General features: G+C 44.8%; 12 protein-coding genes and 3 tRNA genes. 4 read left to right on the forward strand and 11 right to left on the reverse strand.

What is annotated here, in order from left to right; translation table 11 throughout:
* The first annotated feature begins 143 nt into the window (after window positions 1-143).
* Window positions 144-2,702: an ATP-dependent Clp protease ATP-binding subunit gene (locus DWX84_RS03240; RefSeq protein WP_005862303.1), complete on the forward strand. Its 2,559-nt coding sequence runs from the start codon at window positions 144-146 to the stop codon at window positions 2,700-2,702.
* 139 nt (window positions 2,703-2,841) lie between these two features.
* Here DWX84_RS03240 and DWX84_RS03245 read toward each other — a convergent pair.
* The 7 genes from DWX84_RS03245 to DWX84_RS03275 all read right to left on the reverse strand — a co-directional run bounded on the left by DWX84_RS03245 (window position 2,842) and on the right by DWX84_RS03275 (window position 7,944).
* Window positions 2,842-2,925: transfer RNA gene (locus tag DWX84_RS03245), tRNA-Leu, on the reverse strand.
* Window positions 2,926-2,938: 13 nt separating this feature from the next.
* A tRNA-Leu gene (locus tag DWX84_RS03250) sits at window positions 2,939-3,022 on the reverse strand.
* Between the two features lie 16 nt (window positions 3,023-3,038).
* Window positions 3,039-3,111: transfer RNA gene (locus DWX84_RS03255), tRNA-Gly, on the reverse strand.
* A 79-nt stretch (window positions 3,112-3,190) separates the two neighbouring features.
* On the reverse strand, window positions 3,191-4,018 hold the full coding sequence (locus tag DWX84_RS03260; protein WP_005862304.1) for a purine nucleoside phosphorylase I, inosine and guanosine-specific: 828 nt from the start codon (window positions 4,016-4,018) through the stop codon (window positions 3,191-3,193).
* An 11-nt stretch (window positions 4,019-4,029) separates the two neighbouring features.
* Complete coding sequence (locus tag DWX84_RS03265; RefSeq protein ID WP_048927296.1) at window positions 4,030-5,286, reverse strand: amidohydrolase; 1,257 nt, start codon at window positions 5,284-5,286, stop codon at window positions 4,030-4,032.
* 11 nt (window positions 5,287-5,297) lie between these two features.
* Entirely contained in the window at window positions 5,298-6,653 is a 1,356-nt protein-coding gene (locus tag DWX84_RS03270; protein ID WP_009017450.1) for a dipeptidase, read from the reverse strand.
* Between the two features lie 145 nt (window positions 6,654-6,798).
* Window positions 6,799-7,944, reverse strand: a complete 1,146-nt coding sequence (locus DWX84_RS03275; protein ID WP_008772162.1) for an acyltransferase — start codon at window positions 7,942-7,944, stop codon at window positions 6,799-6,801.
* A gap of 96 nt (window positions 7,945-8,040) precedes the next feature.
* On the opposite strand from DWX84_RS03275, the gene DWX84_RS03280 reads away from it, so the two are divergent.
* Window positions 8,041-8,772, forward strand: coding sequence for an SDR family oxidoreductase (locus tag DWX84_RS03280; protein ID WP_057318756.1), 732 nt, complete (start codon window positions 8,041-8,043; stop codon window positions 8,770-8,772).
* A gap of 34 nt (window positions 8,773-8,806) precedes the next feature.
* On the opposite strand, the gene DWX84_RS03285 is transcribed toward DWX84_RS03280, so the two are convergent.
* Window positions 8,807-9,139 carry a DUF3795 domain-containing protein gene (locus DWX84_RS03285; RefSeq protein WP_048927295.1) on the reverse strand — a complete coding sequence of 111 codons (333 nt, stop codon included), beginning with the start codon at window positions 9,137-9,139 and terminating at the stop codon, window positions 8,807-8,809.
* 114 nt (window positions 9,140-9,253) lie between these two features.
* On the opposite strand from DWX84_RS03285, the gene DWX84_RS03290 reads away from it, so the two are divergent.
* Complete coding sequence (locus DWX84_RS03290) at window positions 9,254-10,912, forward strand: amino acid permease (RefSeq protein WP_005862312.1); 1,659 nt, start codon at window positions 9,254-9,256, stop codon at window positions 10,910-10,912.
* A gap of 146 nt (window positions 10,913-11,058) precedes the next feature.
* Here DWX84_RS03290 and DWX84_RS03295 read toward each other — a convergent pair whose 3' ends face one another.
* Complete coding sequence (locus tag DWX84_RS03295; protein ID WP_005856979.1) at window positions 11,059-11,439, reverse strand: GtrA family protein; 381 nt, start codon at window positions 11,437-11,439, stop codon at window positions 11,059-11,061.
* A 101-nt stretch (window positions 11,440-11,540) separates the two neighbouring features.
* On the opposite strand from DWX84_RS03295, the gene DWX84_RS03300 reads away from it, so the two are divergent.
* Complete coding sequence (locus DWX84_RS03300) at window positions 11,541-11,816, forward strand: putative quinol monooxygenase (RefSeq protein WP_005856980.1); 276 nt, start codon at window positions 11,541-11,543, stop codon at window positions 11,814-11,816.
* A gap of 112 nt (window positions 11,817-11,928) precedes the next feature.
* Here DWX84_RS03300 and DWX84_RS03305 read toward each other — a convergent pair whose 3' ends face one another.
* Both DWX84_RS03305 and icd read right to left on the reverse strand, forming a co-directional pair.
* Window positions 11,929-13,272, reverse strand: a complete 1,344-nt coding sequence (locus DWX84_RS03305) for a citrate/2-methylcitrate synthase (RefSeq protein ID WP_008772165.1) — start codon at window positions 13,270-13,272, stop codon at window positions 11,929-11,931.
* A gap of 5 nt (window positions 13,273-13,277) precedes the next feature.
* Window positions 13,278-14,555, reverse strand: coding sequence for an NADP-dependent isocitrate dehydrogenase (gene icd / locus DWX84_RS03310; protein ID WP_005856984.1), 1,278 nt, complete (start codon window positions 14,553-14,555; stop codon window positions 13,278-13,280).
* Between the last annotated feature and the right edge of the window lies 1 nt (window position 14,556).

Here is a 14,556-nt window from a genome sequence, read left to right on the forward strand (position 1 = left end):
TTTCCGTATACTACGAAAGAATTTGTCTTGAAATTTTGCGCCTCTGGGCTTTTCAAGGCTTATTAAGGAATAATGGCACGAAATTTGATGATAGTTGGAATAGATTATGTAACTTTGCGTAATCAGTACATATATAATATAGTATGAAAAATTATTCGAAAAGATTGATTGACGTGATTGAGTATAGCCGTGAAGAAGCGGCTAGGCTCCAGAATAGCTATATCGGGCCGGAACATTTGATGCTAGGCATCATTCGGGAAGGCGAAGGCGAGGCAATGCGTGTCTTGCGAGAGCTACATACCGATCCGATGGATATTAAACGCAAGATTGAGCAAGAAATAAAGAACACATTCGATTCTGAGGATTCTGTCCAGCATGAGATCGCTATAAGTAAGACTACAGAACGTGTCTTGCGTATGAGTATGCTGGAATCTCGTTTATTCAAGGAAGATGAGACCGATACGGAACATCTCCTATTGGCGATATTGAAAGAGGAGTTTAATGTAGCCGCCAAGGTGTTGAACGATGCGGGTATTACTTATCGTTCCGCATATAATATATTAGTAAGCGGAACCGGTTTGAACAATATGGAGGAATTCGACGAGATCAGCGACGGATATACGGATGATGACGAAGATGACGAGGACGAAGGTTTCTCCTCTCGTCGTGAGGCATCTCGCCCCTCTTCCGGTGCTGGAGCGGGAGCCGCTCAACCGAAATCCCCTAATGATACACCTGTTCTGGATAACTTCGGAACGGATATGACACGTGCCGCCGCAGAAAACCGTCTAGACCCGATTGTGGGACGTGAGAAGGAGATCGAGCGTTTGGCCCAGATATTAAGCCGTAGGAAGAAAAATAATCCGGTATTGATTGGTGAGCCGGGTGTGGGTAAGTCGGCTATCGTAGAGGGATTGGCTTTACGCATTATTCAGCGTAAGGTTTCCCGGGTGTTATTCGATAAGCGTGTGATTAGCTTGGATATGGCTTCTATTGTCGCCGGCACGAAATACCGCGGACAATTCGAGGAACGTATTAAGGCTATCTTGAATGAGTTATCGAAGAACCCGAATATCATCCTCTTTATCGATGAGATTCATACGATTGTTGGCGCTGGTTCCGCTTCCGGGTCTATGGATGCGGCGAATATGCTGAAACCTGCGTTGGCTCGTGGTGAGATTCAATGCATTGGCGCTACTACTTTGGATGAATATCGTAAGAATATCGAGAAAGACGGTGCGTTGGAACGTCGTTTCCAGAAAGTGATCGTTGATCCGACTACGGCGGAAGAAACTTTGCAGATCTTGCGTAATATCAAACCTCGTTATGAGGAGCACCATAACGTGATCTATACTGAAGATGCTTTACAAGCGTGTGTAAAATTGACAGAAAGATATATCAGCGACCGTAATTTCCCGGATAAGGCGATCGATGCTTTAGACGAGGCCGGTTCCCGTGTACATATATCTAATATCATTGTTCCGAAAAGTATCGAAGAGCTTGAGGCAAAGATCGAGGATACGAAGAATGAGAAATTAGCGGCCGTGAAATCTCAGAACTTTGAATTAGCCGCAAGTTTCCGCGATAAGGAGCGTCAGTATTTATTGCAACTAGAGGCCGCGAAAGCTAAATGGGAACAAGAGCTTCAAGAACATCGGGAGACCGTTGATGAAGAGAAGGTCGCTGAAGTTGTTGCCATGATGTCCGGTGTACCTGTTCAACGTATCGCTAAGGCAGAGAATGTCAAGCTTCTGGAAATGGCGGACGTATTGAAAAGTAAGGTGGTCGGGCAGGATGATGCTGTTCAAAAGATCGTAAAGGCAATTCAACGTAACCGTGTTGGCTTGAAAGATCCGAATAAGCCGATCGGAACTTTTATGTTCCTAGGACCGACGGGTGTAGGTAAAACTCACTTGGCCAAGAAGCTTGCTGAATATCTATTTGATTCGGCGGATTCTTTGGTACGTATCGATATGAGTGAATACTTGGAGAAATTCGCTGTTTCCCGTTTGATCGGAGCGCCTCCCGGATACGTTGGTTACGAGGAAGGTGGCCAGTTAACAGAGAAAGTACGTCGCAAGCCCTATTCGGTGGTCTTATTGGACGAGATCGAGAAGGCGCATCCGGATGTATTTAACTTGCTGCTGCAAGTCTTGGATGAAGGCCGTTTGACGGATAGTCTGGGTAGACGTATTGATTTCAAGAATACGATCTTGATCATGACTTCCAATATTGGTACCCGGCAATTGAAAGATTTCGGCCGTGGCGTTGGTTTCAATACTCAGATGGCTGGTGAGCCGGATAAGGATTTCTCCCGTAGCGTGATCCAGAAAGCGTTGAATAAAGCATTTGCTCCAGAGTTCTTGAACCGTGTGGATGATATCATTATGTTCGATCAGCTTGATAAAGCCGCTATTCATAAGATTATCGATATTGAGTTGCAGGGTCTGTATCAGCGTGTATCAAATCTGGGCTATGAGTTGTCGATCACAGACGAGGCAAAAGATTTCATTGCGACAAAAGGCTACGATATCCAGTTCGGTGCCCGTCCGTTGAAGCGTGCGATCCAGAAGTATCTGGAAGATGAGATGGCGGAGATGATTATCCGTGCCTCAGTAGGTGAAGGCGATACGATTATCGTAGACTTTGATAAGGAAGAGCAGAAAATCACGACTTCGATAAAAAAGAAAGATGCTGAATAAGTTTGTCTATGAATATAGAAGCCGGGCGTGAGTCCGGCTTTTTTTATGTTCGTCCATCTTATTCGTCTGTCATTTTGACACGCAAAAAAAGCATGACCTAATTGAATAGATCATGCTCTTATTTCTTTTTTTACTTAAGTACGCAGGATGAGACTTGAACTCACACGCCGTAACCGGCACTACCCCCTCAAAGTAGCGTGTCTACCAATTCCACCACCTGCGCATTTTAGGAAGGGTGCCCAGAACAGGACTCGAACCTGCACGATCGCAAAACCACTCGCACCTGAAACGAGCGCGTCTACCAATTCCGCCACCTGGGCAATCAATACGAGAAAGAGCGGAAGACGGGACTCGAACCCGCGACCCTAACCTTGGCAAGGTTATGCTCTACCAACTGAGCTACTTCCGCATATACAACCGCTTTGTTCTCGATTGCGAGTGCAAAGGTAGTGATTTCATTGAAACCACCAAGCCTTTGCGTTACTTTTTTATTGGATTTTTTTGACCAATTCCGTAAATAGTTGTGTCATAACAGATGCTGCTTTATTAGCCGCTACGATAACATCGGCACCATCATTTACAAAGTCGTCAGCGAAGTGATAACCTTCGTTCGTGATGACAGACATACCGAATACACGCAAGCCCGCATGACGTGCCACGATTACTTCCGGTACCGTACTCATGCCGATCGCATCTCCCCCGACTTTTCCATAGAAAGCGTACTCGGAAGGAGTCTCGAAGGAAGGGCCTGTCAAACCTACATATACACCTTTCTTTAACGGGATAGATCGGGAGGCGGCTATTTCTTCCACATAGCGGATAAATTCACGATCATAAGCACGGGTCATATCCGGGAAACGAGTGCCGAAATCCTCATTGTTCGGACCGATCAGCGGGTTCGGCATCATATTGATATGATCCCGGATGATCATCAGATCACCTACCTTGAACGTATTATTGATACCTCCGGCGGCGTTCGAGACCAAAAGGTTCTTGATTCCTAAGAGCTTCATTACACGTACGGGAAAAGTGACCTGTTGCATTGTGTAGCCCTCATAGTAATGAAAACGGCCTTGCATAGCCAAGACTTGCTTATCCCCTAGTTTGCCACAAATAAAATTCCCCTTATGCCCGGTAGCGGTAGATTTCATAAAATGTGGGATCTCCGCATAAGGTATCACTATAGGATCTGTTATTTGATCGGCTAAAGAGCCTAAGCCACTACCAAGGATAATGGCGGTCTCCGGGTTACCTTCGATCCGGCTAGCTAAATAGGCGGCCGCTTCCCGATATTGTTCGGTTTTAATCATTTCCATATTTAATCAATTTAACGTTTCATCAAGTTATAAGCTATCTCTGTCGCTTTCTCCATAATCTCGTCCTCTCCCGGTACCTTCTTATTCTCCATCAATATTTTACCATCACAGATAACGGTATCCACGCAACTGCCGTTGGCGGCGTATACAAGATTTGAGACGAAATTGAAGTTCGGGGTAAAAGCGGGGGTGTTGAGATCTATCAAACATAGATCGGCTAAATACCCTTCCTTGATCTGCCCGGCTTTTAAACTGAACATAGCGGCTCCTTCCGCAGTAGCGGCTTGCAGCATCTCATTTGCGGTCAAGGCTTCGGGATCCTTTCGCCAAGCTTTTCCTAACAGGGAAGCCAGCTTCATCGCCTCGATCATATCCAAGTTATTGGAAGAGGAACAACCGTCCGTTCCCAATCCCACGGTAATACCCAATTGGCGCATTTCCTTAAACTTAAAATGAATACCGGAAGCCAGTTTCATGTTTGAGGCCGGGTTATGTACGACTTTCACCTCGTGATCGGCCAACATGCGAAGCTCGTCATCATCGATGTAAATTCCGTGAGCGATAATCAAACGTGGAGAAAGCACACCTAACTTATATAAATAACGTACAGGAGTGAGTCCGAATCTATCGAGAGAGTCTTTCACTTCCCCCTCTGTCTCTGCTAGATGCAGATGGATCGGGATTTGATGTTCCATAGCGAACCGATGCGCCCATTTCAGAAGCTCACCGGAAACGGTATAGATGGCGTGCGGCCCGATCGAGAAGCGAACCCGTTTGCTGTAGTTATCCACATCTTGGATCAGTCGCTCGTTATGGCGTTTGCATTTCTCCGCCTCTTCTTTATCAAAACCATCGAAGCAAACGCCGGCTATGATACCTCGCAATCCCATCTCCTCCGTCACATCGGCCGTGACACGAGGGCGTTGATACATGTCGAAGAAAGTGGTCGTGCCACTTTTTATCATTTCCAAGCACGCTAATTTCGCTCCCCAATATACATCCTCACGGGTCATTTTCGCCTCATTCGGCCAGATCTTTTGCTCAAGCCATGGCATAAGCGGCATATCATCGCCGAAGCCGCGGAACAAAGTCATGGCAGCATGTGTATGAGCGTTCACGAAACCGGGAATGACGGCTTTACGGCTACCATCCAGTATCTTATCGGCAGGAAAAGACAAGCCCTCTCCTATTTGCTTGATCTCTTTTCCTTCGATATAGATATCAATCGTCCTATCGTTAAACAGGACATTCTTTATTAATATACTCATCTTCTTCCTTCTTATTTATATAAACGGTAGAATTCCGCTACCGACTCGATTCCCTTGAAGAAGATATCCAACTCCTGACTCTCGTTGGGCGAATGGATCGCGTTTTGCTCCAAGCCGAATCCCATCAGTACGGTCTTGATACCTAATACCTGCTCGAATGTAGAGATAATAGGAATGCTACCTCCGCGACGAACCGCCAACGGTTTCTTCCCGAATGCGATGCCAACAGCCTTTTCTGCCGCTTGATAAGCTGGCAAGTCTATCGGACAAACATATCCTTGCCCGCCATGGCTGGGCGTAACTTTCACTTTAACATAAGGTGGGGTCACACGAGCTATATACTCCTCAAACATTTGGGAGATCTTGGCATGATCTTGGTGTGGAACCAAACGAGTGGAAACCTTGGCATAAGCCTTTGAAGGCAATACAGTTTTGCTTCCTTCCCCCGTATATCCGCCCCAAATACCACAGATATCGAAAGAAGGCCGACAACTATTACGTTCTAGCGTAGAATAGCCTTTCTCTCCGAAAAGAGCGTCTACCCCGATCGCTTTCTTATATTTTTCCTCGTCGAATGGGATTTGGGCGATCATCTCCCGTTCTGCGGGAGATACATCCTCCACGTCGTCATAAAAACCCGGGATCGTGATGCGTCCATCCACGTCGGTGATATCTGCCATCAATTTGCAAAGTACATTGATCGGATTCGCTACGGCTCCGCCAAAATGACCGGAATGCAAATCGCGGTTCGGTCCGGTTACTTCTATTTCCCAGTAAGCCAAACCACGTAAGCCTGTCGTGAGCGACGGTGTTTCAGCGCTGACCATGCTTGTATCGGAAACGAGGATTACATCCGCTTTCAATAATTCTTTATGTTCCCGGCAAAAATCTTCCAAGCTAGGAGAACCTATCTCCTCCTCTCCTTCGAAAATAAACTTCACGTTACACTGTAACAAGCCTTCTTTAATCGCTGTCTCAAAACCTTTTACTTGAATCATACCCTGTCCCTTATCATCGTCTGCTCCACGGGCCCAAATGCGTCCGTCCCGGATCACCGGCTCGAAAGGTTCACTCTTCCACAATTCCAAAGGTTCGGCGGGCATCACGTCGTAATGAGCGTAAACCAATACGGTCGGAGCATTGGGAGATACCATTTTCTCGGCGTATACGACAGGATTGCCTTTCGTAGGCATTACCTCGGCCTTATCCGCACCAGAAGACAACAGCACCTCAGTCCAACGCTGGGCACATGTCAACATGTCCGGCTTATTCTCATGCTTGGCGCTGATTGACGGAATGCGGATTAAAGAGAACAATTCCTCAAGAAAACGATCCTTATTGGATTCGATATAAGATTTTACTGACATAGCGTTTTATTTTATCAAGTTTATAAATTGTAGCAAATATAACGAAACAGATGGGGATTGCAAGGAGTTTTATGGTATTTTAGCCGTGTTACTACAATAGGCGTGCAGTAACACGGCAAGGCGGGTTGCAGTATACGAAAGAGTTTCATCCCATGATCCATTTAGCTCGTTCACCTAATATACGGTACATGAACCAAGTAAACGCCCATGAGATTATGAAAATCAAAAGTGCCATTATGGGTACTTGCAAAGGTATCGGTAAATCAAACTTCCCGATCAAGATAAAGATCGGACCTACGACAAAATAATGTACGATATAGATTCCGAAACCATATTTGGATATTTTCGATAGTTTTTTAGCTATGAGAGTATTATGAATACGTACCTTTTGAAGAAGAATAAATACAGCTGCCGTCATTAAGACTACATTCGGACTACAGAAGGTGAAAAATAACTCCATATCCAATTCTGTTGCCTCGGGATTCGCTGCGGCCGAACTGAATCCACAATAGGTTATGGCATAACCAACCACAAACATGGCTGCGCAAATAGCGAAGGTTTTCCAAATATTCCAATTATTACCTTGTTTTAAGTAATGTCCTAATAGGAGATATCCGTTGAATCCTGCGAAATAATAAAACATGCCGAATTGATTCCACGTCGCTTCCCCGTATAAATATTTGCTGATATAGGCAGACATATAAGGCAAGAAAAGAGATACGAACCATATCCCTAAATAGACCCTCTCTTTGGAACGATCCGCCTTCTCGATCCATGCGGAGAAGAATGGCATATACAGATACAATCCGATGAGTAAATAAATATACCACATATGGTTTTCCTTAAAACTGAAATTGAACGGGATCATGGCGATGTCTTTCAATGCGTCGGATAAGGATTGTGACTCATTTCCTTGCACATAGCAGAAAAACTCACCGATTATCTCTTTCGGCAAACCTAATAGCCCTGTAACCCAAGGGAATATATTGTATAATACAGACCATATCAAAAAAGGAAATAATACCCTATATATTCTCTTTTTATAGAAAACACCTAAAGATTGTTCCCGTATAGGCAATAGTAAAAGTCCCGTCATCATAACGAAAAGAGGAACGGAGGGCCGTAAAAGAGAGCCGTAAACAGCGGCCCAATGTTTATATTCCGGTAAACTTCCGAGTGTAGGTGAGATATAAAAAGGATCTATACAATGTACTCCAATAACCATCAGCATAGCTACGGTTCGTATTACATCGAGCCACACGATATGTGACTGTGTTGTTGCGTTGTTCATGGATTTATGTGTTAAATTTAAAAGATGGGTGACAAAGATAGAGCTTAGTATGAGAATTTTGTTTATCTTTATTGTTAATTTATTGTATCAAGTATTATGGTCAAACGAATTATCATTATCGGCGCTACCTCCGGTATCGGCTATGAGGTTGCTAAGATTTATTGGAAACGAGGATATCAACTGGGATTGGCTGGTCGTCGGGTTGATCGGTTGGAGGAGTTTCGTAAGCAAGATCCGGAGCATATCCAGATAAAGCAGTTGGACGTGACCGCCGAGGATGCCGCTGATCGTTTAGACGAATTAATCCGTGATTTGGGAGGAATGGACATCTTCCTGCTTAGTTCAGGGATCGGCAACCAGAATAAAAACTTAGATACTTCCATTGAACAAGCTACGATACAGACGAATGTGACAGGCTTTACACGTATGGTACTAGCGGCCTATCGTTATTTTTCCAGTCAAGGTGGCGGGCATATATCTGTAATCAGCTCTATTGCCGGAACCAAAGGATTAGGTGTCGCTCCCTCCTACTCGGCTACCAAACGATACCAAAATATTTATATAGACGCTTTAGCCCAACTTTCCCGTATGGAGAAACAGCCTATTACATTTACGGATATCCGTCCGGGATTTGTCCGTACGGATTTATTGAAAGACGGCAGGAATTATCCTATGCTGATGTCTCCCCAATACGCCGCCTTGCGTATCGCTAACGCTATAGACCGGAAAAAGAGAAGGGCGATCATCGATTGGAGATACGCTATCCTTGTCTTTCTCTGGAGACTGATCCCTGAATGGCTTTGGGAACGGCTGCCAATACGGAATTAGGATCGGATATGTTAGAGGTTCATCTTTTTTGCTTCTACATTAGATTTTCTCTTGTGTCGGGAGCATGCTGAAGGACCGCACCGACTATCTGGCAACTATCCAATTCATCACAATCGCCACATGTATTAAAGCCTTTTCCGGATACACATTTGCGTATTTCACAATAATCACTGCAATACGCAAATTTCACTCCGTCCGTACGACACCCCATACAGTTTATAGTTGCGGCTGTAATTTCGGGCGCATTGTTCATGGCACTCCACTTTTGGGCGGTTTTTTCTCTTAGCTCATTATCATTCTTAACTGTGGCTATGCGGGCATCGCAACTTTCGCAATCTAATCCGCAACAGGCTATCAATTGTTTCATTATTTAGTTGTCTATTTATTTTCTTGTTTGTTTCTGTCCTTGCTTTTACTTTTCGGCAAACATAATAAAAATTCCTACCTTTGCGCCCAATTACTAATTTTTTAATCTATACAGATGGGTTTATTTATTAAGAAGCCTTTAGCGGATTTGATGACCGAGGCAAATGATTCGGGCAGTAAATCGCTGAAGCGTATCCTTGGCCCGTGGAGTTTGATCGCCTTAGGTGTCGGTGTTATTATCGGTGCCGGATTGTTCTCCATTACGGGTGCGGTGGCCGCCGGGTATACGGGGCCTGCCATTACTTTATCTTTCGCTATCGCCGCCTTAGGCTGTTGTTTCGCCGGGTTATGTTACGCCGAGTTCGCATCCATGATCCCGGTGGCAGGTAGCGCATATACCTATTCGTATGCCACGATGGGTGAGTTGGTCGCTTGGATTATCGGTTGGGATTTGGTGCTCGAGTATTGCGTGGCCGCTACGACCGTTAGCATAAGTTGGAGTCGGTATTTGGTCGTTTTTCTGGAAGGATTCGGAGTACATTTACCGCAAGCCTTGACGGCTTGCCCTTGGGATGGCGGTATCGTGAATATCCCGGCTTTCGTGATCGTGGTGTTAATGAGTATTTTGTTGATACGAGGGACGGAAGGAAGTTCTATCTTCAATGGGATTATCGTATTCTTGAAAGTCTCCGTAGTCTTGGTGTTCGTAGTCTTGGGATGGAAATATATCCGTATGGAGAATTATACGCCTTATATACCCGCTAATACGGGGACCCTAGGCGAGTTCGGTTTCTCCGGTATCCTACGAGGGGCGGCTATCGTATTCTTTGCTTTCCTCGGTTTCGACGCTGTAAGTACGGCGGCGCAGGAAACCAAGAACCCGAAACGGAATATGCCGATCGGGATCTTGATGTCATTAGTGGTTTGTACTATATTATATATGTTGTTTGCCCACGTGATGACCGGAGTCGTACATTACTCAGCGTTTGCTGGCCAGAATGGAATCGCTCCTGTGGCAATAGCTATCGATCATATGGGGCAAATGGATGCTTCTGGTGTGATTCGTCCGGATTACCCTTGGATGAACCGGGCGATCGTAATAGCTATTTTACTGGGGTATTGCTCGGTTATCATGGTAACGTTATTAGGACAGAGTCGTGTATTCTTGAGTATGAGCCGGGATGGGCTGCTCCCTCCCCTATTTTCCCATATCCATGAGAAATTCCGCACGCCGGCACGAAGTAATTTCCTGTTTATGTTATTGGTCGGTGCATTGGCAGCTTTCGTTCCGGCGAGCGTAGCGGGCGAGATGTGTAGTATCGGGACTTTGTTCGCTTTTACGCTAGTTTGCGCCGGGGTATTGATTGTCCGTAAGACAATGCCGGACGCTCCCCGATCTTTCAAGACCCCGTTGGTTCCGTTCGTGCCTATCGCCGGTATCATAACTTGTCTGGTAATGATGCTTTTTCTCCCGGCTGATACATGGATTCGTTTGGTATTATGGATGTTAATCGGTCTGGATATATATGTCTGCTATGGAATCAAACATAGCAAACTGGAACATATGCAGAAACATCGCTCGGGACAGACCACATTGGATATGATCGGTATTACCCTATCCGTGCTTTGCGTGATCACGGGGCTTTGGCACCAGCAAACCGTGGGATGGGGCGAGAGCAAAATCTTATTGATTATCTCATTCGTATTCGCTTTTACGCATCTAGCTTTCTATCTTTACAGACTCGGGAAGCAGTTTACGAGCCTTACCCGTTAGCGATTCAGCACGATTAGTCTCGATGGCTCACGCGACTAGTCCCGATGGTCAATACCAGTAGTGGTGAAGGCTTATGCGAGTAGTCGCGTTGACCTTCACCACTACTGGCGTACTATACCACTTCCTTTGATACGATTTATCGGATTCTAGCTCTTAAAAGTAAGCCTCTTATTCATCATAAAATTAACGGCTCCGTAAACGAAAAGTCCAAGGAACTGACCCAGATATTCATTTAGATCGATCACCTCCACCATTAAAAGCAAGAATATGAATTGAGTAGCGTAAGCGCAACCAAAAGCGATTAGGAATAAAGGAATCTCCTTCCAGAAATTACCTTTTCCGGAAGAAAATACCCAGTATTTACTCCAAAAGAAGTTATTCACCAAGGCAGCCACATATCCAGCCATGTTCGACCACAAGTAATTACAATCCAGAATATCCATTAATATCCAGATTACCAATGCGGTGATCAAAGCGTTAGAAGAACCTACAATGGCGAAACGAAGAATACGAACAGATTCCTTCATGCTGTTAATTATACGTTTCGAATGACAAATATACGGGTTTATTTCTATATTTGTGCTGTACTTTTGATCAAGTATGTAACATTCTTAAAACAATTATGAGTATGATTAGACTAAATGTATTTATTCAAGTAAGTGAGGAGAATCGTCCAGCCGCATTGGAGACAGCGAAAGAATTGGTTGAAAAGTCTTTGAAAGACAATGGCTGTATAGCTTATGATATTTTCGAGAGCTCTACTCGTAGTGATGTATTGATGATTTGTGAGACGTGGAAAGACGCTGAATCCTTATCAGCTCACGAAAAAGCTGAGCATTTCGTAACGTTGGTTCCTAAATTGCAAGGATTAGGTGCGATGAAACTTGAGAAATTTACATTTTAAGGGTTTTATGTAGGATATTATTATCAGCCTGAGCATGCTAAAAAATCATAGTTATGAATCCTTCAACTTATAACTATGAATGAAAGAAAACATAACTATGATTTTTTTAGTGTTATCGCTCGTTGATTGAGATATATTCCCTATCGTCCAAAACGTTCTTGTAAGCCGGACGGATGATGCGTTTTCCGTCAAAGTTCAACTCCTCGATACGGTGAGCGGTCCAACCCACGATTCGGGCCATGGCGAATAAGGGCGTATAGATTTCCTGTGGCAAACCGATCATCTCATAAACGAATCCGGAATAGAAGTCCACGTTCGAGGAAACCCGTTTCTTAGTTCCTTTATGCTTGGCGAAACATTCGATCGCTCTTTCCTCTAATAACTCAAGGAAGGCGAATTCCTCAGAGCGACCTTTCTCTTTTGCCAGATCACGAGCCAGTTCCTTTAATACGACCGCACGGGGATCGGAAATCGTATAGACCGCATGGCCGATACCATAGATCAAGCCTGTCTTGTTATAAGCCTCTTTGTTAAGCATCCGCATGAAATAAGTATCGATCTCGTCCACGTTCTTCCAATCCGCGATATTCTCTTTTAAATGATGGAACATATCTACTACCTGAATATTGGCGCCTCCGTGCAACGGGCCTTTCAATGAGCCGATACCAGCTGCGATAGATGAGTACGTATCCGTTCCCGTAGAACTAGTGACGCGTACCGTGAACGTAGAGTTATTACCACCACCATGTTCTGCTTGCAATACCAAGAGCAAATCCAACGTACGTGCGTCCAGATCCGTGAAATCACGTTTCAGCATGTGAAGGAAATTTTCTGCGATCGATAAGTTCTCGTGCGGATGACGGATGTGTAAAGAACGCCCCTGTGTGCTATGACGATAAATATTGTAGGCATAAGCGATAATCGTCGGGAACTTAGAGATCAATTCAATAGATTGGCGCATTAAGTTATCTCGGGAGGTGTCGTCCGGGTTTGCGTCGAAGGTATACATCTCCAATACGCTACGAGCCAATATATTCATGATGTTCTGTCCTTCCAGATCCAGAATATTCATCTTGGTCTTTTGCTCCAAGGGCATATTATCGTTCAACAGTTCTTTAAAGGCTGATAATTCCTCTTTATCGGGGAGTTTACCAGAAAGTAATAAATAAGCCACTTCCTCAAAACCGAACCGTTTTTCCTTGATGAAATCACGCGCTAAATCCTCTACGTCGTAACCTCTATAGAATAACTTACCGGGGATCGCTTTAAGACCGCCCTCTGGCAAGCGTTCGTATCCTACTACATTACCGACTTGGGTCAATCCTACTAACACGCCGCTACCATCCTCGTTACGAAGGCCACGTTTCACATTATACATCGGGAAAAGTTCGTTGTCAATCTTGCAAGCCTCTCTGGCAGCCTCGGACAATTTGTAAATTAAATATTCTTTCTTCAACATGACTATACTAATTTAATTGTTTCGATAATAGAGATGATACGATCACCAAATTCTTTGGTGCCGAGAGATTTGCCATTCGGCATAAAACGAGCCAAGTCATGAGTGGCCTCTCCAGCGGAGAAAGCTTGCTCCATAGCGGATGTAATCAGGTTAGCTGCATCACTCCATCCCATATATTCCAGCATCATCACGGATGATAATAATAAGGAAGAGGGGTTTACGAGATTCTTTCCCGCGATATTCGGAGCGGTTCCATGTGTTGCCTCGAAGATCGCATGACCACTGTTATAGTTGATATTAGCGCCGGGAGCAATGCCAATGCCACCTACCATTGCCGCTAATTGATCGGAGATATAATCGCCGTTCAGGTTCAAGGTAGCGATCACGGAATATTCTTCCGGAATTAATAGAGTGTTTTGCAAGAAAGCATCGGCTATGACATCCTTGATAATGATTTTACCGGCCTTTGAAGCTTCCACTAAGGCGGTATTGGCCGCTTCCTCGCCTTGCTCTTTCTTGATCTTCTCATATTGAGGCCATGTGAAAGTGAGATCCGCAAACTCCCGTTCCGCTAAAGCGTATCCCCATAGTTTGAAACCACCTTCCGTGAATTTCATGATGTTACCTTTGTGTACCAAAGTCACGCTCGGTAACTGATGCAATATCGCGTATTCGATAGCGGCACGCACCAGACGCTCCGTACCTTCCACAGAAACCGGCTTGATGCCGAAAGAGGAAGTTTCCGGGAAACGTATTTTCTTCACTCCCATTTCCTCGGTGAGGAACTTCAATAACTTTTGTGCCTCCGGAGTCCCTTGTTGCCATTCGATTCCGGCATAGATATCTTCTGTATTCTCACGGAAGATATACATATTCACTTTTTGCGGCTCCTTTACCGGAGATACGACTCCTTTAAACCAACGAACCGGACGGAGACAAACATATAAATCCAACGTCTGACGGAGGGCCACATTTAATGAACGGATACCTCCACCAATCGGAGTTGTCAACGGTCCCTTAATACCGACGATGTATTCACGGAATGCTTCCATAGTCTCATCGGGAAGCCAACTTCCGGTTTGCTTAAACGCCTTTTCGCCGGCTAAGACCTCTTTCCATTCAATGGAACGGGTTCCGTTGTAAGCTTGCTTGATGGCAGCGTTTACTATCTTTTGGCTAACGGGAGTGATCTCATGCCCCACGCCATCTCCTTCAATATAAGGGATCGTCACGTGATCCGGAACGAAAATATGATTACCTTTCTTTGTTATCTTACTCATG

Origin of the sequence: Parabacteroides sp. AF21-43 (assembly GCF_003635435.1) — a bacterium.
Classification (GTDB): Bacteria; Bacteroidota; Bacteroidia; order Bacteroidales; family Tannerellaceae; genus Parabacteroides; species Parabacteroides distasonis.

Excerpts from the sequence above, each read along its gene's own strand:
- DWX84_RS03275 (WP_008772162.1), bottom strand. The coding sequence starts at position 7,944 with ATGAACAACGCAACAACACAGTCACATATCGTGTGGCTCGATGTAATA.
- DWX84_RS03295 (WP_005856979.1), bottom strand. The coding sequence starts at position 11,439 with ATGAAGGAATCTGTTCGTATTCTTCGTTTCGCCATTGTAGGTTCTTCT.
- DWX84_RS03290 (WP_005862312.1), top strand. The coding sequence starts at position 9,254 with ATGGGTTTATTTATTAAGAAGCCTTTAGCGGATTTGATGACCGAGGCA.
- DWX84_RS03240 (WP_005862303.1), top strand. The coding sequence starts at position 144 with ATGAAAAATTATTCGAAAAGATTGATTGACGTGATTGAGTATAGCCGT.
- DWX84_RS03300 (WP_005856980.1), top strand. The coding sequence starts at position 11,541 with ATGATTAGACTAAATGTATTTATTCAAGTAAGTGAGGAGAATCGTCCA.
- DWX84_RS03280 (WP_057318756.1), top strand. The coding sequence starts at position 8,041 with ATGGTCAAACGAATTATCATTATCGGCGCTACCTCCGGTATCGGCTAT.
- DWX84_RS03285 (WP_048927295.1), bottom strand. The coding sequence starts at position 9,139 with ATGAAACAATTGATAGCCTGTTGCGGATTAGATTGCGAAAGTTGCGAT.
- icd (WP_005856984.1), bottom strand. The coding sequence starts at position 14,555 with ATGAGTAAGATAACAAAGAAAGGTAATCATATTTTCGTTCCGGATCAC.
- DWX84_RS03265 (WP_048927296.1), bottom strand. The coding sequence starts at position 5,286 with ATGAGTATATTAATAAAGAATGTCCTGTTTAACGATAGGACGATTGAT.
- DWX84_RS03260 (WP_005862304.1), bottom strand. The coding sequence starts at position 4,018 with ATGGAAATGATTAAAACCGAACAATATCGGGAAGCGGCCGCCTATTTA.
- DWX84_RS03270 (WP_009017450.1), bottom strand. The coding sequence starts at position 6,653 with ATGTCAGTAAAATCTTATATCGAATCCAATAAGGATCGTTTTCTTGAG.